This is a genomic window from Ruegeria sp. CF1, from assembly GCF_056537445.1.
The window spans coordinates 107,008-130,523 of record NZ_JBQFRN010000002.1 but is presented as its reverse complement, the minus strand read 5'-3'; the positions used below and the strand labels follow the sequence as shown (position 1 = coordinate 130,523).

18 protein-coding genes and 1 pseudogene are annotated in these 23,516 nt (G+C 55.3%); 10 read left to right on the top strand and 9 right to left on the bottom strand.

Annotated features, from left to right (window positions below; genetic code table 11):
• Positions 1–27 precede the first annotated feature (27 nt).
• The 5 genes from ACRZ96_RS05755 to ACRZ96_RS05735 all read right to left on the bottom strand — a co-directional run bounded on the left by ACRZ96_RS05755 (position 28) and on the right by ACRZ96_RS05735 (position 6,306).
• Positions 28–852 carry a hypothetical protein gene (locus ACRZ96_RS05755; RefSeq protein ID WP_480791110.1) on the bottom strand — a complete coding sequence of 275 codons (825 nt, stop codon included), beginning with the start codon at positions 850–852 and terminating at the stop codon, positions 28–30.
• A 381-nt stretch (positions 853–1,233) separates the two neighbouring features.
• Positions 1,234–1,590: a recombinase family protein gene (locus tag ACRZ96_RS05750; protein WP_480771916.1), complete on the bottom strand. Its 357-nt coding sequence runs from the start codon at positions 1,588–1,590 to the stop codon at positions 1,234–1,236.
• Between the two features lie 53 nt (positions 1,591–1,643).
• Complete coding sequence (locus ACRZ96_RS05745; RefSeq protein ID WP_480706909.1) at positions 1,644–1,793, bottom strand: DUF2924 domain-containing protein; 150 nt, start codon at positions 1,791–1,793, stop codon at positions 1,644–1,646.
• 127 nt (positions 1,794–1,920) lie between these two features.
• Positions 1,921–2,280, bottom strand: coding sequence for a DUF3489 domain-containing protein (locus ACRZ96_RS05740; RefSeq protein WP_480771982.1), 360 nt, complete (start codon positions 2,278–2,280; stop codon positions 1,921–1,923).
• 411 nt (positions 2,281–2,691) lie between these two features.
• Positions 2,692–6,306: an autotransporter domain-containing protein gene (locus ACRZ96_RS05735; protein WP_480814312.1), complete on the bottom strand. Its 3,615-nt coding sequence runs from the start codon at positions 6,304–6,306 to the stop codon at positions 2,692–2,694.
• A gap of 687 nt (positions 6,307–6,993) precedes the next feature.
• Here ACRZ96_RS05735 and ACRZ96_RS05730 point away from each other — a divergent pair.
• A complete protein-coding gene (locus tag ACRZ96_RS05730; protein WP_480771914.1) occupies positions 6,994–7,368 on the top strand; it encodes a hypothetical protein in 375 nt (124 codons plus the stop codon).
• A 101-nt stretch (positions 7,369–7,469) separates the two neighbouring features.
• On the opposite strand, the gene ACRZ96_RS05725 is transcribed toward ACRZ96_RS05730, so the two are convergent.
• Together ACRZ96_RS05725 and ACRZ96_RS05720 are read right to left on the bottom strand one after the other, a co-directional pair.
• The gene (locus ACRZ96_RS05725; protein WP_480814311.1) at positions 7,470–8,345 is read right to left on the bottom strand and encodes a hypothetical protein; all 876 of its coding nucleotides are present in this window, start codon (positions 8,343–8,345) and stop codon (positions 7,470–7,472) included.
• A 98-nt stretch (positions 8,346–8,443) separates the two neighbouring features.
• A complete protein-coding gene (locus ACRZ96_RS05720) occupies positions 8,444–9,433 on the bottom strand; it encodes an alpha/beta hydrolase (protein WP_480814310.1) in 990 nt (329 codons plus the stop codon).
• 187 nt (positions 9,434–9,620) lie between these two features.
• Here ACRZ96_RS05720 and ACRZ96_RS05715 point away from each other — a divergent pair, with 187 nt between their 5' ends.
• The gene (locus tag ACRZ96_RS05715) at positions 9,621–10,556 is read left to right on the top strand and encodes a LysR family transcriptional regulator (RefSeq protein WP_480814309.1); all 936 of its coding nucleotides are present in this window, start codon (positions 9,621–9,623) and stop codon (positions 10,554–10,556) included.
• A 352-nt stretch (positions 10,557–10,908) separates the two neighbouring features.
• Here the strand turns inward: ACRZ96_RS05715 and ACRZ96_RS05710 are convergent, their stop codons facing one another.
• Positions 10,909–13,821 carry a VWA domain-containing protein gene (locus tag ACRZ96_RS05710; RefSeq protein WP_480706914.1) on the bottom strand — a complete coding sequence of 971 codons (2,913 nt, stop codon included), beginning with the start codon at positions 13,819–13,821 and terminating at the stop codon, positions 10,909–10,911.
• A gap of 1,310 nt (positions 13,822–15,131) precedes the next feature.
• Here ACRZ96_RS05710 and ACRZ96_RS05705 point away from each other — a divergent pair.
• From ACRZ96_RS05705 to ACRZ96_RS05670, 8 genes are all read left to right on the top strand, one after another.
• Positions 15,132–16,871, top strand: a complete 1,740-nt coding sequence (locus ACRZ96_RS05705; protein ID WP_480706915.1) for an ABC transporter substrate-binding protein — start codon at positions 15,132–15,134, stop codon at positions 16,869–16,871.
• A gap of 81 nt (positions 16,872–16,952) precedes the next feature.
• Positions 16,953–18,002 (top strand): ABC transporter ATP-binding protein, encoded by a 1,050-nt coding sequence (locus ACRZ96_RS05700; RefSeq protein WP_480771910.1) that lies wholly within the window; start codon positions 16,953–16,955, stop codon positions 18,000–18,002.
• Between the two features lies 1 nt (position 18,003).
• Positions 18,004–19,080 carry an ABC transporter ATP-binding protein gene (locus ACRZ96_RS05695; RefSeq protein ID WP_170401961.1) on the top strand — a complete coding sequence of 359 codons (1,077 nt, stop codon included), beginning with the start codon at positions 18,004–18,006 and terminating at the stop codon, positions 19,078–19,080.
• On the top strand, positions 19,077–19,940 hold the full coding sequence (locus ACRZ96_RS05690; protein WP_170392846.1) for a carbohydrate ABC transporter permease: 864 nt from the start codon (positions 19,077–19,079) through the stop codon (positions 19,938–19,940). The genes ACRZ96_RS05695 and ACRZ96_RS05690 overlap by 4 nt, the downstream gene beginning before the upstream one ends.
• Complete coding sequence (locus ACRZ96_RS05685; RefSeq protein ID WP_058280831.1) at positions 19,937–20,734, top strand: carbohydrate ABC transporter permease; 798 nt, start codon at positions 19,937–19,939, stop codon at positions 20,732–20,734. The genes ACRZ96_RS05690 and ACRZ96_RS05685 overlap by 4 nt, the downstream gene beginning before the upstream one ends.
• An 8-nt stretch (positions 20,735–20,742) precedes the next feature.
• A complete protein-coding gene (locus ACRZ96_RS05680) occupies positions 20,743–21,144 on the top strand; it encodes a DUF2160 domain-containing protein (protein WP_480771908.1) in 402 nt (133 codons plus the stop codon).
• A 66-nt stretch (positions 21,145–21,210) separates the two neighbouring features.
• Positions 21,211–21,606, top strand: a complete 396-nt coding sequence (locus ACRZ96_RS05675; protein ID WP_008759241.1) for a BlaI/MecI/CopY family transcriptional regulator — start codon at positions 21,211–21,213, stop codon at positions 21,604–21,606.
• Entirely contained in the window at positions 21,593–22,690 is a 1,098-nt protein-coding gene (locus ACRZ96_RS05670) for a M56 family metallopeptidase (RefSeq protein ID WP_480706917.1), read from the top strand. Before ACRZ96_RS05675 ends, ACRZ96_RS05670 begins: the two co-directional genes overlap by 14 nt.
• Positions 22,691–23,363: 673 nt before the next feature.
• On the opposite strand, the pseudogene ACRZ96_RS05665 reads toward ACRZ96_RS05670, so the two are convergent.
• Positions 23,364–23,497 (bottom strand): annotated as a pseudogene (locus ACRZ96_RS05665) (recombinase family protein); the annotation flags it as partial.
• Positions 23,498–23,516 lie beyond the last annotated feature (19 nt).

The window sequence follows — 23,516 nt, the reverse complement described above, 5'->3', positions numbered from 1 at the left end:
TTTGGTGTGTTTCGGAGAGGCGGCAGATCAGAGGGCAGAGAAGCGCTTGTGTTGATCTGACCAGATCGCCGGGAAACCCGACCTGATCAGGTAGTCCATTGTCAGGCCATCAATTTGTTCGCCTGAATCGATGGCATCCAGAGCATCAGGCACCAGCATGGCCAGATCGACCACATCCTGCACCCGGCGTTTGGAGGTGCCTTCTTGTTGAACGATTTCTGAGAAAGTTCTGCCATCAATGATCATCGCCAACCACCGGCGCGCCTTAACGACGTTGCGGATAAGTGTTTGATCGATTTCAGGAGGCTGATCGCCTAAGTGCAATTTCAGTTCCAAGCCTCTGCGGCGCATCCGGAATGGCGCTTCGATCGCTAGTTCCCCGGCATCGACCTGGTCGACCCTGCAACCAATCATCTGGGCCCGCGCCTGGATATCCAGTTGCACCCTCAGAGAGCCCTGTCGCAGCTCCGCCCGCGCAATCATGCCAAGGCAGTTCCTGGCAGACTGGCAATCTCTGAGAAACTCTGTTGCCGAAGCACTTTCGGCTGCCGACATATTCCGTACCATTGAAGTCACAGCGTTCGGTCGGTTCAGGTGTTGTCTGACCACTTCGACCAGAAGGTTTTCGAGCTGCTCTGCCGAGAGCCGCCAGGCATCCGGATGCTTCTGAATTCGATCGGTCAACAGACTTCTAGAGATGTGGTAACGCAAACGCTTGCCGTTTTTGCGGCTATGGCTAGGTGTCAGCCGATCTCCGGTCTCATCAAAGAGCTTCCCGGCCAGCACTGATCGCTTGGCCTTCTGCTTTAATCCACGCTCCCTTGCCGCGCCATCTATCAACCACTGCTGCACCAGCTGCTATACCGCCGGGTCAGTGATAGCGGGGTGCTGCCCACCATAAACCTGACCCTTGTGTCGTATGCGGCCAGCATAGATAGGGTTGCTGAGATGATGATGGATACGAAGAAAGTCCCGCCCGTCGCGCGCCCACCCGGGCGTTCCGGGCGCCGGCACCGGAGCTCCAGTGCCTCCGCCCGCTCTTTGAAATAAAAAATGGTCTGATGCTCCAGATAGAGATCGTGGAGCGCCCTATTTGTTGCCTATTCCTCTTCGTCGACTCTAAGCGTCAGGCTGTCCGCCTGATATCCAAACGGAACATTCCCGCCCATCCGTAGGCCCTTGTGTTTAGAGGCCGCTATTTTGTCCCTGATAAGTTCACAGGTAATTTCACGTTCAACTGAGCGAAACCGAGCAACACGTTGAGTGTAAGGCGCCCCATGCTGTGGACATAATAAAGGACTGGGTAACGGACACAAACGATACGTCGGCTGCGTCGAGATGGTCGATCAGCTTTGCCAAGTGAGTCAGCGATCGTGTCAACCGGTCGACCTTGCAAACAACAATCTGATCTACGTGATTATCATCTACAGCCTGCATCAACCGCTGCAGAGCAGGGCGGTCAAGATGACCGCCCGAGATACCGCCATCATCATAATGATCCGGCAACAATTCCCAGCCCTCGTGTTTCTGGCTCGCAATGTATGCTTCGCAGGCTTCCCGCTGGGTATCCAGCGAATTGAAATCCTGCACTAGCCTCTCCTCCGAACTTTTTCGAGTGTAGATGGCGCAGCGGATACGTCGCATTACTGATCCCCGAAGAAGCGCGGGCCTGACCAGTGCGGTCCGGTGGTGTGCTTTGCGATGGCCGACAGGGAGCGCCACGTTTTGCCGTCCAAGAAGAATCCGCCCGCGATTACTTCAATCTGATAGGTGCGTCCGTTCCACTCCCGCACCAGATGTGATCCTGGTTTCAGACTAGGTGGCAGCGCTTTTCCCAACGCGATTTGTTACAGTCGGAGTTCTGTCTTTACAGACAACCCGCCTAGTTCTTGTATCTGTGTTCCCAAATCAACACCGGCTTCATGAACTGCGGGGACAGTTACTTCGGCGGCGGCCGACCGAACATTTTCTGCCACTGATCAAGGCAGCTAGAGCGGTCCAGATTTTCGATGTCAGCGAGTACGTGCGTAAGGTCGCAAAATTTGAAGCTTGCATCCGTAATACTGACGCCTCCTTCACAATCCGATAGACAGTACTTTTTTCAGACCCTGATCGCTCAACGGTATGTCCCGCCTTGCGCATCATCGAAATCGCTGCGAGCGCAGAATGCGGCTGCCAGCCAAAGACGTTTTGAATCTGCACAATCGTTGCACCGGCCTTAAGGGACAGCAGTATCTGTAGACTTTGTTGACGCGTCGGCTGCTCCGGGCTTTTTGGCAGGTGGTGATTTTATTTCCAGGTTGGATGCATTTGACATTTTATTCTCCACTCTATGGGCACAGGCTAAGTACGCGCCCTGAACAGAGCGGAGCCCGGGCACCTCGGGCGAGTCTTGACCGTCGTTAGTACCGCTTGCGAACAGCCTAAAGTCCAGTTGTTAACATTAAAATGGGCGGGAAGCTGACATTCTCTGCGGTTGCAAACCTATCCGGTAGCGGAGGCGAAATCCGACTTTCGCGGTCGACGCCTACGGCTAGATTCGAAAATACAAAAAAGCCCCTGTGATTTCGTAGGCGTAGATGGCTTGGACGTGCGTGACGAAACTAAACAGACGCTCCCATGTTAAGGCAGTCAGTTTGAAGAGGCTGTTAAGAACCAACATTTGACCAAACAATACGGCAATTCGTTGGTTTAGAACCTTATGGAAGCCGTGAGTTCTCCGACAACACTGGATCCACCACCAAAGGTTGATTGAAACTCGCCGCTGAAGCCTATCGATCGGTTTCCATCTGCAGAGGTATGTTCAAGCGTAAAGCCAAGAAACCCTGCAGCTGCATCTTCTGTTGAAGCTACGAAAGAAAAGGGTGTCGCTGCTACGATTGCGTCCACATCGTCGGATCCTGCATCAAAAGTTGCATCTACTCCAACGGCCCAGTTCAGGTAGGTACTCGATCCATTTGCGGCCTCGTAGAGGCGGGGCAAGTTCAATTGAGCCCGCGTGTTGAACAGCGAAACGTTCCGATCTTCGACAGTCAGCGGATACGCGGTTCCTGTTTCGGAATATTCATCAAGTTTCAGAAAGACATAGCTTGCGCGTGCACTGAAGAAGGCAGGAATTGGCAAGGCGTTGATGGGTGCCGAGATCGAGAGCGATGGCGAAACGAACGTGCCGTCAAAATCGCCTTTCGCTTCGCCGCCATCAACGTTTCGGGTCGCTTCATTGTCGGTTACGCCAGCAAGAAGCGCTGCGTTGAGGCTGTATCGTCCGTAGTCCCTTTCGAGGTAGACGCCCCCAAAATATGACGTGATATCGGTATCTCCTGCGTCTTGATCCAGCGAGACATGGCTGTCGTCATATCCGACAAGAACACCAAAATCGCTGTTATCGATGAATTCATTCGTCTCGGCACCAACTACGAAACCGTACATACGATGGCTGAATCCAAGATTTGAACCGTCTTCTTCAACATCGCGATCTCCTCCGAAGGCTGAACCCCAGACATATGGGCCGTTATCCTGTTCAACATACCCGAAAGGACCCAGGTTTCTGCTAACCTGGCCACCAGACGAGCCGGACGCATAGGGGCTGGCGGTGTCAATCGTATTGAACACCGCGTCGGTGAGATCGCTGATAAAGGTACCTTGGGCCGCGAATCCCGTCGTATCCACCGAAACCGCAGTGAGGCCATTGTTGGCCACAACGCCGGCCCCTTCAAAATTGACGACTTCGGGGGCGGATGCGAGGTCATTATCGTCACCCGATGCATCAGCAAAATTTACAACCGAATTCATCCCGCGCGCAAAGTTCAACGTGTCAATGTCATTCGGGTTCGTGCCCCCCATGCCATCGTTGCCATTGCCGAAATCGACCGATCCGTTCAGAATCGAGCCGGGCTCGAGATTCAACGTGTCGTTCCCATCGCCGCCATATACGATGGAAAAGCCTTCTCGACCGGTGATGCGGGCGGAGTTTGTGATTATTGCAGCGGCGTTGTTGTCGCGATCTTCGATCTCGATACCGTATTCGAACGCATCAATATTTCCGGTGTTCACAATGGTGATTGAACCGGCTCCGTCCACGTCCACTTCGATCCCGTTATTGTCCAGCGAACGCAACGCCCCGCTGTTGGTCACACGGGCATCGCCGTCACCGTTTAGTTCGATATCGATCGCGTCGGAATCGGCGGTGAGCTGGGCAGAGTTCACAATGCTGACATCGCCGCTTCCCTCGACATCCACTTCGATCGCATCGTCTTCGCGAGAGGTTATCCGCCCCGAGTTTCTAATGAAGACATCGCCATCTCCGAAGATTTCGGCGTCAATTCCCTCGTCGTTTCTGGCGGTTATGGATGCAGCGTTTGTAATGCTTATGTTGCCGTTCTCGGTCACATGGGCGAAGATTCCGTCAACTTCGGCATCGATGGTACCGGATGCCGAAATAGTAACATCGCCGTTTCCGTCTATTTCAGCGTTAATGCCATCAATACTTTCCGCCGCAATTTCACCCGACGCTTCAACCGAGATGTTTCCGTCGCCAGCAACAAAGCTGCGGATCCCGTGTTCGCTTGCTTCGATATCACCGTTCATCGTGATCGAGATGTCGCCGTCACCATCAACTTCGGCTTCGATGCCGTCATCCGAACCGGCGCGGATATCACCTGTGACCTGAATGTTGATATCACCGGAATCCTCGGCATCCGCGTCAATGCCGATCGCATCGCCAGTGATGTTGCCCACTACAGTGACGTCAATCACGCCTCCGGGGCTGCCGGTTTCCACATCAATTGCATCGCTATCGAGGGATTGGACGTCGCCCGTCACATTGACGGTCACATTCCCGTCCTCCGCGTCAGCAAAGATCGCATGTTCTTCTTCAGCAGAAATGTTGCCGTTGGAATTGACCGTTACGTTGCCTGTTCCATTTGCTACGCCGTAAATCCCGTATTCTCTGCCAGTAATATCCCCGATGCTGTCGACGACGACATCACCAGCGCCATTCACCGTGGCGTTGATACCGTCGCCCGCTGCTGCGCCGCTGACATCGCCCCGGTTCGAAATTGTAATGTCGCCATCATTGGTCAGAAGCGCGCGGATGCCGTCCCTTGCGGACGAAATATTGCCCGACGAAGTGACGTTGATATCTCCGTCTCCACCCCTTTGGCGGGCAAAGATGCCATCAGCGTTGTTGCCAGCTGTTGTGATATTTCCGGTCGAGCGGATCGTGATATCGCCATCACCGTCGTCTTGCCGTGCAAAGATCCCGCGGGCGTTATTCCCAGAAGTCGAGAGGTTGCCCTCGGATTCAATGGAGATATCCCCATCGCCGCCATTTTGACGCGCCAAGACGGCGTTCGCGTTGTTTCCTTCTGTTGTGATGTTTCCGGTTGATTGGATCGCGACATCGCCATCGTCATCGCTTTGCTGTCCAAGTATACCGCCAGAGTTGTTTCCAGCCGTTGAGATATTGCCATTCGACACCACCGAGACATCCCCTTCGCCGCCACTCTGAAGAGCGGTGATGCCTGTTGATCGATTTCGAATTGTGCTGATATCGCCCGCTGAGTTGACCGATACCGTGCCGTCTCCACCGTCCTGATTGGCGTAAATTCCGTCTGAACGGCTGCCCGATGTGCTTATACGACCCGCTGAAACCACTGACACATCGCCATCACCACCTTGTTGAGTAGCGCCGATACCGGCGCTTCTGCTGGGTCCGGATGTCGTGATATTGCCGGTCGAGTTAACCGAAATGGCACCGTCACCCTCAAGATCGGACCGAATGCCAAAGGACCGACGTCCGTCGGTTGCAATGTCGCCCGTCGAAGTGATCGAAACATCCCCGTCGCCGTCCGCATCCACAACAATCCCATCCGCGCCGTTCCCCGTCGTGACAATGCCGTCGGTTCCATTCGTCTGGATGTTAAGGGTTACGTTACCTGTTGGTGTGCTGAAAGCCACTCCGTCTGTTCCACCGCCTGGTGCAATTCCCGGAGCAGTCACGTTATTGATATTGAGCGTTTCGATTGCTGGCCCGTTTGCCTGAACACCCGTTGAAACATCTCCCGTACAGGTGGCGAGGTCACCCGCAACACTGCACGAACCGTTTGATGGAGGAACAACCGTTTGCGCGATCGAAGGAGTTGCCACTCCAATCGATGCACCCAAACCTATCGCACCGGCAGCAACTGGAGCAGCGAAAGCGCGATATGCAGCGGATTTTCCTTGATGGTATTTGCTCGTCTGCGCTTTGGAAAGTGCCGCTGTACGACGGCGCGCTTTGCGGTTCAAACCGCTTACTCGTAACATCTTGTTCACCCCTTAAGAGTGGTCTGGAAACCACCGCAACTTTTTTGCGCGAAAACCTCCGCGTATTTGTTAGCAGCAAAAAAAAGATGGCTTTTTGATGTTCCGATTAACGATATATTAACGAATTTCTGACTGGTCTTTTGTATGATGCAATTTGATCACATGCATGCTCTGAAAAAACCGGCCAGCGGCAGCTCCCTACTTGGATCCGGTGGAATGATAGAATTATTCAAATAACCTCCATCTGTCTGCATGAATGCCAAACGGGTTTAGAACTCGTGCCCACTCAAATTTCTGCTGAGCGCTCTTAGCGCAGAACTTCGGATATACGTCGAATGTCTGCAACGGGCCGTCAGCGTGGTTAGATCTTTGGCGAGATAGGGGCTTGCTGCGGCTTTCCTGGGCGTCGCAAAATGCGGTGGCGAACCGAGAATTAAGGGAGAAGAGACCATCGAAATCTCAATTTCCATTCATCAACGGCATGTACCACTTTAGCTTCTCGCGACGGCGGATTTGAGGCAGAGCAACTACTATCGGAACCCCGGTGGCCACAGGCCAGCTAAAGAACTAATAACTCTGATCGTTCCAAACCACTTTCGTGGGCAAGATGTCCGGTTATCTTGGGCGGATGAGCCGGACGTCAAACTTGAAACGCGTCTTACCGAGCTTGCAATCGAATTGGTTGTATTGGCCGAGACCATTCACCGGGAACATGCCGAGCGCCAGCATGAGTGGTTAATTGAACGCAAACAAGACCATGAGCGAAGAACGAAAGAAGCCGAGTCGGCAAGGCTTGAAGCGCTCCGTGTTAGGAACAAAAAATTTGAGAAAGCGAAACGCAGCATGCTGCTTGGCCATGCCCGCGACCTCGAAGATGCGAGGATATTGCGCCAATTGGCCCAAGACTTGCTGAAGTTAAGGGGCCACGAAACTAATGATCACACAACTGCTTGGGTGGAATTCGTTAGCGAAGAGGCCAATCGGATTGATCCAATTTCGAACGCTAGATACCTTGAAATCATGGTACTAAAGCCTGAGGATTTCACTGAAGACAGCGACTGAATATGCCTTCTGAGAACCGGGACTAGGGCCGTAAAATAGCTCTCGGAGCATATGGTACAGGCGGAAGCCCCACGCCACAGAAGCGAGAGTACGCGCGTCTTTTAGTCAAAGTTCTGTATCGCCTGAGACGGCAACTCCGCATAGGATGCGTCATAGAAATAGGTCAGCCAAATCGACCACCCATCGAAGAGTATATCGGAAATCCCACGCGAATGAGACCCGACGCTCAGAGGATCTACGGACCCATCAGTTTCAACGCGCAAGAGCCTCGCATTCGGGTACTTCTCGTGACCCCGGTAACCCCCGACAACAACTGTGCCGTTCACGACTTCAACGGATTCCAAGTTACCAAAGCCGGTTGAAACAGCTACAGCAGTATCTCCGTTGCCTGAATGCGGAACCCAATACAAAGCGCTGTCCCAGGCGTCGTCGCTGCCCCAGGACACAGCGTAAATACCTGTCTCTACGATTGCAAAGCGGGCGAGACCACTGATGCGCAAATCGCCGAGGTGAGGTTGAAATTGTCCGGTTTGGGCTGCGACCGATAGGAATGCGCCGCGCCCAAAATCACTCACAAGAAGGGTGTCGTCGTCGAGGGCTTCGATATCGTAGAGAAAAACACCATCGTCATCGAGAGCCTGACGCCAGTTTACCGTGCCATCCGAAGCGGTAGAAATGACCTCATTGCCATCCACAATGACAATCTGGTTGCCGGAACGCACCATTCCTGTTGGGTTACGAAGACCTTGCCCATCCGAGAGTTTGATTTCTTCGGTCGCGCCATCAGGAGTGAGCTTGTAGAGCCCGCCGTTAGTGGCGTCTGAGCTGAACTCTTCATCTGGCCCACCCGGTCCAATCGATACGGTATAGACATCATTTCCCATCGGCAAAACGGCTTCGGTAAAGGGCGGCAGCTCCTGTTCGGCGACAACAGGTAAGGACGAGGTGCAAGTGAACAATAGCGAAAGAACTCTCATCTCAAATATTTCTCCGGTGTATCTGTGCCTTGATGTTGCCGCCCGTTTTTCCGGCAATGATTGTTCCGGGGCGGCGTCAATGAACCGAGCGGTTTGCATCAAAGGGTTCGATTGGAGGCAAGAAAGTGCGGAGCCAGAGCATTGACGGCGGCATCAATGATCAACGGGTCTTCGTAAAACTGAAGCTGGTTGGCGTCGTCGATCCAATACAGCGTCTTCTTTTCTGACGCGATTTCTTCAAAAATGCGGCGGGGAATGACCTGACCGCTTGCAGCTCTGTCGCCATGGATCATCAATACAGGCAGGTTCAGTTGAGGGGCTGTTTCGTCGATCCGCCAGCCCCAAATGCCAGCTTCGCTCATCGCGGTGATGCGGTTTTCCCAACCCCCTTTGAAAGTCAGCCAAGGGGCCCTGTTATCCCATGGTAGGTACCAGTCTGCGATGGCAGTTGCGGTCAGAAGGGCATCCTCAGAGCCGACGATCGGGATGTAGCTTGCTTCCCCCGTTTTTTCGAATTCGGTGGCTGCTTTGGCCGCGCGATCTATGAGTGCTTCAACCTCGGCATCACTGCCAAGGTACATTCTGGCAGTTTCCTCAGTTAGATAGTGGCCCGCGACAACCCCGAGAGAGGCCACGCGACCGTCTGTCACCGCTGTTTCAATCGCCCAGTTGACGCCCTGACAAATCCCGAGAAGATGAAGCCGGTTTGCGTCGATGCCTTCTTGGTTTGCGAGAAAACCAAGGGCGGCTTGGCAGTCTTCAACCTTGGCTTCACCAGACTCGTAGCGTCGGGGTGTGCCCGAGCTTTCTCCGTGATAGCGTGGATCGAATATCAGAACGGCCAGCCCGCGCGATGCCAAGCGGGTTGCATATTGCACCGGTGACTGTTCCTTGACGAATGCAACAGGGCCGATGATCACAACTGCCGGGTGAAGTCCTTCCGAAGCAGGTCTCAACAACTTTCCAACAAGGGTTTCCCCAGAGCTGTCAAAGGACACCGTTTCAACATCATAAGAGCCAAATGCCGATTGCTCTAGGTCACCGGATGCCTCCGCTGTACTAGCGCGGGCGGCGAAAGCTCCGCTCAAGGATGTTGCAATCGCGATTGAGTTGAACATGCGTCGTGTAATCACTGCTGCTGCCCTTTCGTATACAGTTTGATGGTCTCGACAACCAAACGATCTTGGATCGAGCGCCCCGATCTTGGGGGGCGCCCGGTTAGGCTTCACTTGTCAGTTAACTCGCGAAGGGCATAATTGGGATGACGCAAATAGCATGATGAGCATGCAAAAAATGAATGACATTTTAACTTCTCTGGATGTTAGGACTCTACGGTTCCTACAGCTCCTGCTTCGCACAAGCAGCGTGACACGCACGGCAATACATCTGGGGATCAGCCAGCCCGCCGCCAGTCGAATACTCGCCCGGGTACGCGACCTTATTGGAGATCCGGTGCTGATCCGAACGCAGTCCGGATACCAATTAACGGATCATGCTCTGGGCTTGAATGAACCGGTCGATGCTGCCCTGTCAGTGATAGCTGACGTCTTCCAGCCTTCCGCCTTTGATCCAGCACAGTCCAACTATTGCTACCGCATCGCTTCGACAGATTACGGCGTTGCGGCTGTCCTGGGACCCATGATGGAGGTCTTTGCCGTTACCGCACCAGCAATAAGGTTCGATGTCTCGCCACTGGTGCCGCGAAGCTTTACCGATTTGGAAAAAGGAGCAATTGATCTGCTGCTATACGCGGATTTGGATGCCAGGAACGATTTACTTGTTCAGAAGCTATTTGATGAAACCTACGAAATCCTGTTCCGACAAGGCCATCCGCTTGAAGAACATGCGTCATCAAAACGGGCACTTACTCCGCAAGACGTTTCAGCTTACCGGTTAATCGAGTTCAGTTTTCCGGGCACTTCGGGTCTGAAACCCGATACGATCATGAGAGAAAAGGGAGATGGTTCGAATGCTGTGTTCCAGCAGCCTTACTTCACCACATTACCTTTTTTGGTAGGACAGACGGATGCAGTTGCAGCTGTCCCCAAGCGGCTGGCAAAGCAAGTCCAGAAATTGACCTCTCTTTGTTCAGCTCCGTTTCGGCCGAGTTGTGGCTTCCCTTATTTTCTTGTCCGCCACGAGCGCAGCCGCTTCAATCCAGCGATCAATTGGCTAAGGGAACAAGCATTGGAGATCGCCAAGTCCGACTGATCAGATGTTCGAGCTGGGATGATAGTTTGCACGTGAGATCTTCGAAGTACACAAAGGCCATCCAAATCAGCACCCGCCCTTGGGTCCTGACGAAACCACAATCCATAGATGGCAGGTCTGTTGGGTTAAGCTGCAACATCGTCCGTTAAAGTTACATCTCCGCTCAGAGCCGTTCCCCAGACCATCGTCTACTTTCCAGCTTCGCGATTGCAGCGAACGACAGCTTTGACGGTCCGCACCGCGAGAAGGTGACCAGGGTCAAACGGCAGCAATGGGCCCACCTTGCCTCGCCAAGCACCCCGGATCATGCGGATGTTACTCTGCTTCGGAGATTGACCTTTAGGCGCTAGACCTAGCACTCTTTGTCATTGTCGATCAAGAACTCGACGCAGACGCTTTTGATGCGGATCTTGCGTACATCGGAGTCGGGCAAGCCGATGCAATCCAGCAGTTTCTCGGCCTTGTCGAAGCAATCCTTGTCTTCATTGTCGTCGCAAGGCACCGCACCTGCGGGCGGCTGATAGACGCCAGGGGCCCGGTCGGGTTGCTGCACCACGATGCCGGGGCGATCGATGTCTGCGTCCCAAGAGATGTCGACACCATAGCTGCCGTTGCCCCTGTCCTTGACGCGCCCGTCGATCGAGACACCCGGAATGGGGTGAACCTCGAAACTGCCCGGACGTCCGGGTCCGAGGGGATTGCCGTATTTGTCACGCGGCGTCAGGACCAGCGTGCCTTTGCCATCGGAACCTTCAATCACTACATCGGTCTTCTCGGGGTCGATGCCTATCTCGACATGGACCGACCACATGACCTCGCGGGTGGACTGGCAATCGTCGCCATAGCGGGCCGTCGCGCGGAAATCATAGGTGCCTTCGACAACCGAAAAGTCCTTCAGCGGCAAGTTGAAGACGCCGTCCGGGGCCATGGCACCATCGTCATGTGCCCCATCGTCGTGGAGTGCGAATGTCATGCTGTCGGCAACAACCGGCAGTGCGCCTTCCTCGCGTTCGATGGTTTGCAACGTTGCGCGGAATCCACCGAGCGCGTCACCGGTGATGACCGGTTTGGAGATGCCGCGCTCTTGGACCAAGGCCCCAAGCGAGCGGGTGGGAGAGGTCGCCGTCACGTGCACAGTTGTCCCGTGGGGCACGGTTCCGTTTGGGTAGTGCAAACCGACCAGCGGATCGATCCGGTCGCCGGTATAAATGCGCTGCTGGTTTCCAAGGTAGCGCATCTTTGGCCCACCTTCGCACACGACCAGCGAGAAATACTGGACGTCGGTTGGTGGCGGCGGGAATTCGCCCCCGGTTGGCACCCGGTCTACGGTGAAGCTCCAGGTACCGTCGCGTTCGCCACGGAACGGCAGCGGAATGCGGATGAATGCCCAGGTGCGACCTCGCACTTCGGTGAAGCCTTTGCCACCGACGGACTTGCCTTTTGGTGTTTTCACGTGCAGCCGCAGCGGCGTCGAAACCTCGTCCCAGCCGATGGCCACGGTGATTTCCTCTTCGCCGCAGACTTTGAAAGTGTGCGGCGTGGAAACGGTCTGACTGGCACGCAACACGTGTTCGGGGTCGTTCAGAGCACCGCTCTGGAAGATGTCGCCGAAGCAGACGCCGAAGAATTTGCGTAGCGCCAGACCGTCGACAGCCCGGGTGAATTGTCCGCCATGTTCGGCGGCCAAACGACCCAGAAGCGAGCCGTCAATCTGTGCATCGGAGCCGAACCCGATGATGCACAGGCGGGTGTCTCCCAAACTGCCCTCAACCGCCTCGACCATTGGATCGGTGTTCTGCAAACCGTCGGACAGCAGCAGGATCGTCCTATCGTTGCTGGTGCCGGACATCGCCGACAGCGCTTCGCTGAGGCCACCACCGATCGAGGTGTTGCCGCCTGCGGCGATGTCTCCGACCAGCCCCTCGTCAAACGGTGGAGTGTTGCCGACGAGTGTGTTCTTGGCAGCGGCCGTCGCTGTGGGGCCGAGTTCCAGGTTAGGGCTATGGTTAAAAGTCACCAGTCCAAGCCGGTTACCACCGCCGTTTTGCACCAATTGCACAAAGAGGCTGGCCGCATCCTGTGCCTCTTCCAGTTTCGAGCGGCCTGCTGGCGGCGCGTTGCTGTTCATGCTGCCGGATTTGTCGAAGACCAGCATGACATCGAGCGGGTTCGGAGGCGGCGACGGGTTCTCGAGTGTATTGATAATGCCCGCGACCGGTGTAAACCTCACATTGCACGGACCCGGTATAGGCCCCTGGCTGAGCGGCCCGCCGACAAGTTGCCCGGCGGCGTCGAACAGACCCGAGCCCGAACTGCCGCCGGCGAAATCGAACCCGTTGATGGTCGAGGTGTCGCCATCATAGACAACCGACTGTGTTTTCTTCACCGAGCCGCCTGGGTGGTGCATCGACAACAGCGTTTCGCCGGCCATCAGGTTGCTGGTCCTGATGGGGATTGGCGCGGGTAAGCTGCCGGGTGCAGCGTCGAGCCGTACGACGACCCAATCGGAGTTGACCGTCGAAGGGCCCGGTGCGGTGCCGGACGCCACCTCTTCGATAACCTTGAAGAAACGCGGAGCATGGCCGCCTGGACGCGAGCCGTCGCAATTGGGCGCATAATCGAAAGTCACCGATGCGCTACGAACGTCCTCGCCGCTGGCGTCGGTCAGGCAATGGCGCGAGGTCAGAAAAAGATCGCCGACGATCAACGTGCCCGAGCAACTGCTGACATGCCCAGCGTGCACCAAGAAAATGATGCCGCTGGCGTTCTCGACCTGCGCTTTGATGGCTGGGGAAATGCCCGCAGGCGGTGCGCAGTCGGCATTCTGCCAGGCGAACCCGGGCGTGCACATCAGCCGCGTCTCATAGATCGGTTCATCGTAGGGATTTGTGTGTAGAAACGGATCGGGGTTCGACAGGCTGCCGGTGAAGGTTCCCGGCGGATTGGCTGTTTGGGTCGGTTCGCCGCTGCCGTATTCCAACAGGCGCGCCGAACCGCTGCCACCGACGATCCTGATTTCGATCGGAGCCGTCGCCGCATCGGCAGGGCGTGTCCAGAAATCGCTGGGCGCGCCGGACGAGAATACATCCGTCGTATAGCCAAGGTTCACCTCGAGCCGGGCGCCGCCAGAGAGCGAGACATTGTCGAAATGCAGCATTGCAAACCGCGGACTGCCGATCGGGCTTGGATCAAGCACAAGATTGAGGGGGGATGCATCCGTTACGATCTGGGATACAGGCACAACGCGGCCAAGGTCATGAGTCATATTGTCCTCCGTCAGCTTTCGCCGCCGCGGCAGGACTGAAGAAGTCTCTGATACTCAAAATCCACAGATGGCCCGGTGCATTTGAAATGACATACACCTTCGAAAATCAGCTTCACTTCACCCGCGCAGCTGCGGTCAAAAAAAATAAAACAATGGGGCATAGTACCAGATGATACTTATTCGCTCAACGGAGGCAGCAGCACAATCATTTACTATTATGCTTTTCAGGCCTTTTTCGAGGCGGCTTACCGCCTAATCCGATCTCGCCTCGCTACAGGTGAGCAGAATTCAAACCAAGTCCTAACTGTCGCTGTCAAACTACCCAACTGCTCAATGAGCTTTTCCATTGACGATTCAATCAAACGTTTGACCTATGTCAGCTTTATGAAATTCCGCACTGTAACGAGAGTGCTGCGTTCAATGGCAGGTTTGGGCCGTCTGTAAGGGCGACCCAGAGGCGTCAGATTTCAATTGCCTCCACTACGGCTAAGGCTTCCTCGAGCTCAACTCCAAGAAACCGAAAGGTGTTATCCACCTTTGTATGACTGAGCAAGAGCTGAGCTACGCGCAGGTTGACGATTAAGTCTATTTGATCAAGCGCGACTACCAGCACGATCACAGTACAGTGACCAGGAAGATTTGCCGCATCCCGCTGTCGGAATTAACTTCGGCCCCGCTGGACGGTCCCCTGCCCGTTGTCAGCAAGCAAGAGATCCTCGACATGCTGCCCGACTTGGCCTCGACGAGAAGTAGTTCTGAACAAGATCGAAGGTCTGGCCATCCTGCCTTTAAGCGAGGCGTTTGTGATGACTGACAATGACGGCGTCGACGATGCCGCACCCGGCGTTTGGAGGTGCCTTTTTCTTCTGCAATCTTAGAAAACGTTAGCCATCGACGATCATCACCAGCCACTGACGCACTTTGATGACACTGTGAACAGGTATTTGATCAATCTGGGGCGGCTCATCGCCAAGATGCAGTTTCATTTCCACGCCTTTCCGGTGCATCCGGTATAGCGCTGCTATGGTTGGTTCAGCGTTGGGTTCCACCCAATTTGCATTGGAACAGCAAGCGCTAAGCTCACTTCAGAATTGGGTGTTTCGCGATGCTTTCAGCACCTACGGACACCATTTGTTTGAACGTATCTTCTACTTCCAACACGCCGCAATCAGGGATTATTATTATTTATCAGATACTTAAATTTGATAACTCTTATTACTAAAATTTTAGTTTGACAGCAGCGCCGAATATAACCGATGCTGTTTGCCATCCGGTCTGCACCGGATCACATAATCTTTGGGAGGAGACAGATGCGGAGACATCTACTTTCCGCCGTGGCGGCAGCGGCCGTCATTGCGGGGCATGGTCCTGCTTGGGCCGACGAAGCCGCAGCACAACGTTGGATCGACGACGAATTCCAGCCATCGACCTTGTCGAAGGGCGAACAGTTGTCCGAAATGAAGTGGTTCATCGATGCTGCACAACCGTACTCGGGAATGGAAATCAATGTCCTGTCCGAGGGTATCCCGACGCATTCCTATGAATCCGAAGTTCTGACCAAGGCGTTCGAGGAAATAACCGGGATCAAGGTCAATCACCAGATTCTCGGCGAAGGTGAAGTGGTTCAGGCTGTTCAGACTCAGCTGCAAACCGGACGGAACCTGTATGATGGCTATGTCAACGACAGCGACCTGATCGGGACACATTCGCGCCTGCAGTTGGCCTATCCGCTGACCGATATGATGGAAGGTGATTGGGCGGCGACAACCTCGCCAACGCTGGATCTGGATGACTTCATGGGCATTCAGTTCACCACCGGCCCTGATGGCAAGCTGTATCAATTGCCTGACCAGCAGTTTGCGAACCTATATTGGTTCCGCAAGGACTGGTTCGATGACGAAGCCAACAAGGCCGCGTTCAAAGAGAAATACGGCTATGATCTAGGCGTTCCGGTCAACTGGTCGGCCTACGAAGACATCGCCGAGTTTTTCACCAATGACGTAAAAGAAGTCGATGGCACCACGATCTATGGCCACATGGATTATGGTAAGCGCGCGCCTGACCTCGGCTGGCGCATGACTGACGCCTGGCTGTCGATGGCCGGCGCCGGTGACGTGGGTGAACCGAACGGCGTTCCCGTCGACGAATGGGGCATCCGCATGGAAGCGGGCACTTGTAACCCTGTTGGCGCATCCGTTTCGCGTGGTGGTGCTGCGAACGGCCCGGCTGCGGTCTATGCGATCCGCAAGTGGGATGAATGGCTGCGGGCTTATGCGCCTCCGGGTGCGGCGTCTTATGACTTCTACCAGTCGTTGCCAGCGCTTAGCCAAGGCAACGTGGCTCAGCAGATCTTCTGGTACACCGCCTTCACCGCAGACATGGTGAAGCCGAAATCCGAAGGCAACAACACCGTGGATGACGAAGGCACGCCGCTGTGGCGGATGGCGCCCAGCCCGCACGGCCCCTATTGGGAAGAAGGCCAGAAGGTTGGTTATCAGGACGTGGGGTCGTGGACCTTCCTGAAGTCGACGCCTGCGGATCGTGCTCAGGCGGCTTGGCTCTATGCCCAATTCGTGACGTCCAAGACTGTCGACGTGAAGAAATCCCATGTGGGCCTAACCTTCATCCGCGACAGCTCGGTCAACCACGAGTCGTTCACCGAGCGCGCACCCAAGCTGGGTGGTCTGGTCGAGTTCTACCGCTCACCCGACCGTGTGGCATGGTCACCGACCGGCATCAACGTGCCGGACTATCCGAAGCTGGCCCAGATCTGGTGGCAGCAGATCGGTGACGTGAACTCGGGCGCCTTCACCCCGCAAGAGGCGATGGACCGTCTGGCAGAAGAGATGGACATCACTATGGCCCGGATGCAGGCCGCTGACGAAAGCGCCGGTGTCTACGGTGGCTGTGGCCCGCGTCTGAACGAGCCGCAGGATGCCGCCTTCTGGTTGGAAAAGCCGGGCTCGCCCAAGGCCAAGCTTGAGAACGAAAAGCCGCAGGGCCAGACCGTCAACTATGACGAACTGGTTCAGCGCTGGCAGTCTCAGTAAGCAAACGAAACCGGGGGTGCCGTGTGCGGCATCCCCACCCCAAGGCCAGTGCGACGCACTGAAGGACCGGAACCCACGGACATGATCGAACTTAAAGACGCCACCAAACGGGTTGGCAATGTCATCCATATCAAGCCTACGAACCTGACGCTCAAGACTGGCCATTTCAATGTGCTGTTGGGCGCCACGGGGTCGGGCAAAACCTCGCTGATCAAGATGATGGCAGGGCTGGACCCGATCGCCTCGGGCAAAGTTCTGATGGACGGGCAGGACGTCACCAAGCTGAACACGCAAAAGCGGCAGATCAGTTTGGTACACCAGTTCTTCGTGAACTACCCGCATATGACCGTTTTCGACAACATCGCCTCGCCCTTACGCGTGGCAGAGATGGCAAAATCCGAAATCGAAGGCCGCGTCGAAGAGGCCGCCGACTTGCTGCAGTTGCGCCCAATGCTACAGCGCCGTCCGCATGAGTTGTCAGGTGGCCAGCAGCAGCGTACCGCGCTGGCCCGCGCGATTGCAAAGGAAAGCCGCGCAGTGTTTCTTGACGAACCACTGGCCAACCTCGATTACAAGCTGCGTGAAGAACTGCGTGAACAACTGCCCGACCTGTTCGCCGGGCGCGGGGCCGTGGTCGTCTATGCCACCTCGGAACCGGAAGAGGCGTTGATGCTCGGCGGCAACACCGCCTTGATGGAGGACGGGCGCGTCACCCAATTTGGCCCCACCTCAGATATCTATCGCAACCCCGAGAACATCTCTGCAGCTCGTGTGTTCTCTGACCCGCCCATCAATGTGGCGCGCATCACCGTGTCTGATGCGCAGGCGCAATTGGTCGGCGGTGGTGGCTGGAAAGTCACCGATATAGCCGATGGTGACTACTTGGTCGCCGTGCGTCCGCACCGGGTGACCCCGTTCCGCTCTTCCGACGCCGACGTGGAGCTGACCGGGCGTGTCATCGTGACCGAGCTTTCGGGCTCGGATTCCAGCGCGCACTTCCAGCATGGGGATGAGGCGTGGGTGTCCCTGGCCTCGGGTGTCCATCCCTATCAGGTGGGCGAAGACCACAGCTTCTACATGAACCCGGCCCATTGCCGGTATTTCGGCCAAGACGGCAAAAGGATAGCCTGACATGGCACAAATCAAGCTTGCAAACCTGCGACACAGCTATTTCCCCAATCCCAAGGGGCCACAGGATTACGCCCTGAAGGAAATCGACGTCACCTGGCGCGATGGCGGCGCCTATGCGCTGCTGGGGCCATCAGGATGCGGCAAGTCAACGCTGCTGAACATCATCTCGGGGTTGCTGACGCCTTCCGAGGGACAAATTCTGTTCGATGGTCAGAACGTTACTGCCTTGCCCCCAGATCAACGCAACATTGCGCAGGTGTTCCAGTTCCCGGTGATCTACGACACGATGACTGTGGGCGAAAATCTGGCCTTCCCGTTGAAGAACCGGGGGGTTGACCCGGCAACGATCAAACGTCGCGTAGATGAGATTGCAGAAATGCTGGACGTTACGGATATGTTGAATACCCGGGCCTCAGGTCTGAGCCCGGACAACAAACAGAAAATCTCGATGGGTCGTGGGTTGGTGCGCGACGACGTGAACGCGGTGATGTTCGATGAGCCGTTGACTGTTATCGACCCACATCTGAAATGGAAACTGCGGTCCAAGCTGAAAGAGCTGCACCAGCGCGTCAAAGCCACGATGATCTACGTCACGCACGACCAGACCGAGGCGCTGACCTTCGCGGACGAAGTAGTCGTGATGCAGGAAGGCGAAGTCGTGCAGATCGGCACCCCTGTGGAACTGTTCGAACGCCCACAGCACACATTTGTCGGCCATTTCATCGGCTCTCCCGGCATGAATGTGCTGCCGTGCGAAGCAAAGGGCGATCGGGCCCTGTTCGAAGGCCATGAAGTGATGCTGGAAGGCCAGACCCACGGTGACGGAGGCCGCACCGATCTGGGTATCCGGCCTGAATATATAAGCTTTGGCGAAACCGGCATCCCTGCCCATGTCACCAAGGTCGCAGATATCGGGCGACACTATGTGGTCAGTGCCATGGTCGGTGATACGCCGGTGAAAGCTGTAGCAGAACACAATGCGCCCAACCCTGGCTCACATGTGTACCTGCAATTCAAACCCGAACAATCTCGCGTCTACCGCGACGGCTGGATCGCAACCGAGGAGCGGACGCAATGAGAACGGAAAACCAAAAAGCATGGTTCTTTGTCCTGCCGGTGCTGGCGCTGGTCGCGTTTAATGCGCTGGTGCCGATGATGACGGTGGTCAACTATTCGGTGCAGGAGACCTTCGGTAACAATCAGTTCTTCTGGGAAGGACTGGGCTGGTTCGAACAGATCCTGCGTTCCGACCGGTTTCAGGCGGCCCTCGGTCGGCAGTTTCTCTTTACCTTCCTGATCCTGCTGATCGAGGTGCCCTTGGGCATCATCGTCGCCCTGTCGATGCCACGCAAAGGGTTCTGGGTGCCGGTCTGTCTGGTCCTGATGGCCCTGCCGATGCTGATCCCGTGGAATGTGGTCGGCTCGATGTGGAATATCTTCACTCTGCCCAAGATCGGCCTGCTGGGCTACTTCCTGAATGACGTCCTGGGCATCAACTATGACATGACGCAGCAACCTTTGTCGGCCTGGATCACGGTCATCGTGATGGATGTCTGGCACTGGACCTCATTGGTTGTGCTGCTGTGTTATGCGGGCCTCGTGTCGATCCCGGATGCCTATTATCAGGCCGCTAAGATAGACGGTGCCAGCCCCTGGTCAGTGTTTCGCTATATCCAGCTGCCCAAGATGAAGACTGTACTAACCATCGCCGTTCTGCTGCGCTTTATGGACAGTTTCAACATCTATACCGAGCCTTTCGTTCTGACCGGCGGCGGTCCCGGCAACTCAACCACCTTACTGTCGATCGACCTTGTGAAGATCGCGCTGGGACAGTTCGACCTTGGCCCTGCGGCCGCGATGAGCCTGATCTACTTCGCCATCACGCTGCTGGTCAGCTGGGTCTTCTACACTCTGATGACAAAGGATGACGCGCAATGAAGAAGCGGTCCCTTATCCCGATCCTCTATATCGCGTTCCTGATGCTGCCGATCTATTGGCTGGTGGCGATGTCCTTCAAGACCACGAACGAGATCCTGTCGGGCTTTTCCCTGTTCCCCCAGACCTTCACGCTGGAGAACTACATTACCATCTTCACCGATCCGACGTGGTATTGGGGCTATATCAACTCGATAATCTACGTGACGATCAACACGGTGCTGTCGGTCTGTGTAGCGCTGCCAGCGGCCTATGCGTTCTCGCGCTATCGGTTTCTGGGCGACAAGCAGTTATTCTTCTGGCTGCTGACCAACCGGATGGCGCCAGCGGCAGTGTTCGCGCTGCCCTTCTTCCAGCTCTATTCGTCAATCCACCTGTTCGACACCTATCTGGCCGTGGCGCTGGCACACACGCTGTTCAATGTGCCTCTGGCGGTGTGGATTTTGGAAGGCTTCATGCGCGGCATTCCCAAGGAACTGGATGAAACTGCCTATGTTGATGGCTATTCCTTTCCGCGCTTCTTCGTGACGATCTTCCTGCCCAACATCAAAGCGGGTGTCGGCGTCGCGGCCTTCTTCTGCTTCATGTTTTCATGGGTCGAGATGTTGCTGGCCAAGACTCTCACCGCGGTCGAGGCCAAGCCCATCGCCGCCGTGATGACCCGCACCGCCTCCAGCGCGGGGTATGAGTTGGGTCTGCTGGCAGCAGCCGGAACACTGACCATTATCCCTGGTGCCATTGTCATCTGGTTTGTCCGCAACTACATCGCGCGCGGTTTCGCGATGGGCCGTGTGTGAGGTTCGATATGCGTAGACTTCTTCTCACCCTCCCCTTCCTGCCTTCGATGGCATTCGCCCAGCAAGCCGGATGGGGCAATGTTGGCCAGCAAGAGGAAAAGGGATTCTCGTGGACCGCCCCTCTTTGGCCTGATTTCTGGATGGCCTGGACCCCGGCGACGTTGGCGGTATTCGTGGGTATCTTTGCGGCCATCGCATTAATTGGACTATTGGAAGGGTTCAAGTTCCGCGACGGCCTTGAACGTCGCGGTGTACTTGGTCTGACAACCACGTTGGGCGATCGGTTGTTCATAACACTGCTCGGCTCGACCTATATCTTCCTTGCCTGGCTTGGGCTGGTAGGCCAACCTGTATGGACGCCTCTTTACCTGTCCATCGGTTGGGGCGTCTTCGTCTTCTGGAAAGTTTAAGCTTTGAGAAACAGCGAAAGGATGCTTGTCTGTCAGGCATACTAAATAATGGCGACACCGAGATCGATGCGAAAGAAAAAGACAACAAATCTTCTGACCGACGTGGAACTTGAGTTCATGAACGAACTCTGGGCGCTTGGTCAGGGCTCGGTCCGTGAAGTCCTTGATCGCCTGCCACCTGATCGCAATCTGGCCTACACTTCCGGAGCCACAATTTTGCGTATTCTTGATGAAAAGGGCTTTGTCGAAAGCGAGAAGAACGGCAAGTCGCTGATCTACAGACCCCTTCTGGAGAAGGACAGGTATCAGTCGCGGTCGTTGCAGAATTTGTCCCGGACCCTGTTTGACGACACGCCCGCAACTCTGGTGGCAAGGCTGGTCGATGATGAGGGGCTGACAGAAGATGATCTAGAGGAGATTCGAGCACTGGTAGAGAGGAGACTGCAAAATGACAGCGGTTAAACCGGTTCTCGATGCGTTTCTCGAGTTCAACATAGTGCTTGGATTGTCGGCGCTGATCTGGCTGGCCGTGCGCGGAGGCCTTGCGCTGACGCCCATGCGGTACGGCTTTGTTGCTCAGCTTCGTTCGCTCAAGATACTCTGCATCGGCGTTATGCTCAGCCCGGTTCTGGCGATGGGTGTTTCGGGTTTTGTTGCTCAGGTATGGCCCGGACGGGTTGTTGCGCTGGGGGATATCGCAGTGGCAGCCTATTTGCGCGGCGAAATCGCAATGCCGGCTGCGCAGTTCGAAACCCTTCTGAACACGCGCGAACGCTGGGTTGATCATGTCATGTCAGGCGGCTCTGTTTTTGTGACTTGTGCGTTGATTACACTGGTTTTGGTGGCGGCTGTTCTGGCAATTCGGGTTGCCCTCAACGCGCTTGCAATTCGCAACGCTGTAAGCTCCAGCTTTCTATGGCGACAATCGGCCAAAGTGGACATTCGTCTTTCGGATCGCGTGACCGTACCCTTTGCAGTACGCGGCCTTCGTCGCCGCCACGTTGTTTTGCCCAGCCATTTACTGAACTCGCCACGCGATCTGCGCTTTGCTCTGGCGCACGAGTTTCAGCACATCCGCGCATTGGACGTGGAATGGGAACTGGGTTTCGAGCTTTTGCGCCCGTTGCTGTTTTGGAACCCGGCCTATCTGGCTATCAAGCATCAGTTTGACCGGCTTCGCGAATTGGCCTGCGATCAGTCTGTCGTCTCGCGTAAAGGGATTGACGCGACCGACTATACCGCCTGTTTACTGGAATACTGCACACGATCGGTTAAGCTAAAAAGCCCTCGCATTCTTCATGTGGCCTTGGTTAACGGGCCGAAAGCAAAGCGCGTTCTGCGACAGCGTGTGATCGCCCTGACCGATGCACCAGTGACGACGACCCAGTTGTCGGCCATTTTCCTTGGGTCGACGCTTTCCCTTGTTGTTGTGCTTGCAATTGGTTCGGCCTCGGTTCGTCAAACTCAGGATTGGAGCCATGATCGTCTTATGCTTTCGACGGTTGTAAACCTTGAACGGCTGGAAGCTCGTAATCAGGGGAATTAACTGGCGGTAGTTTATGTCCAATGCGGGCTGGGGGGTTACACTTGCGGTTACTGCTAGCAAGTTAGTCGCAGATTCTGCGCTAAAGTGCTGCTGATTTTCAATAAGTCTGGTTTTAAGGTATCGCTGTCAGCGGCTTTAGCGCTGGCGTCCGCGTTGCTCGATTTTGATCGACCGAGAACGATTCGATAGCAATTTATGCCATTCCAACCTGCTACAACACAGCATCGCCATTTCTAAATGAAGGTCTGGTTATACTTCGGTGCTGTGAACGTTCCAAGTTTGGCAGAGAGCCCTTACCACGCCTTCTTATCCGCTATGTGAGCCATTGAAACGCCCCGAAGACGATCTGCCAGCGTACTTTGTCATTCAGCATAGTGAGTGTGTTGTAAACCTTCGTTGTCCCAATTGATCGTGGACAACCGCGCCCGCAGTTGCGCCGGAAACATTCGATGATTTGATTTGCCTGTCGGGGCTGAACCCTTGGGATGCGAAGCAGCTTCTACTCAGAAACCCGCGAACTTCTCAGCGCTGTTCCAATAAAGTTCGCCTTCTATCAGCCCTGACTGCACAAATCACGGATGGAATGCCATCATCAGAAGTGCCTTTCTGCCTCTTTTTCATCCATCTTTAGCAGCGATCTTCCATCTGCGAGGTATCCGCAGGCTGCATCTCAACCCATCCACAACTCATTGCGTTTGGAAGCAGCAATCTTGTCTCGAATGCGCTCTGCGGTCACCTCTCGTACAAACTGCGCAAAGCGAGCAAGACGCTCAGCGTCAATCGTCCCATGCTGGTTGCATTATTGAATCTTCAAGAACTTCTGGAT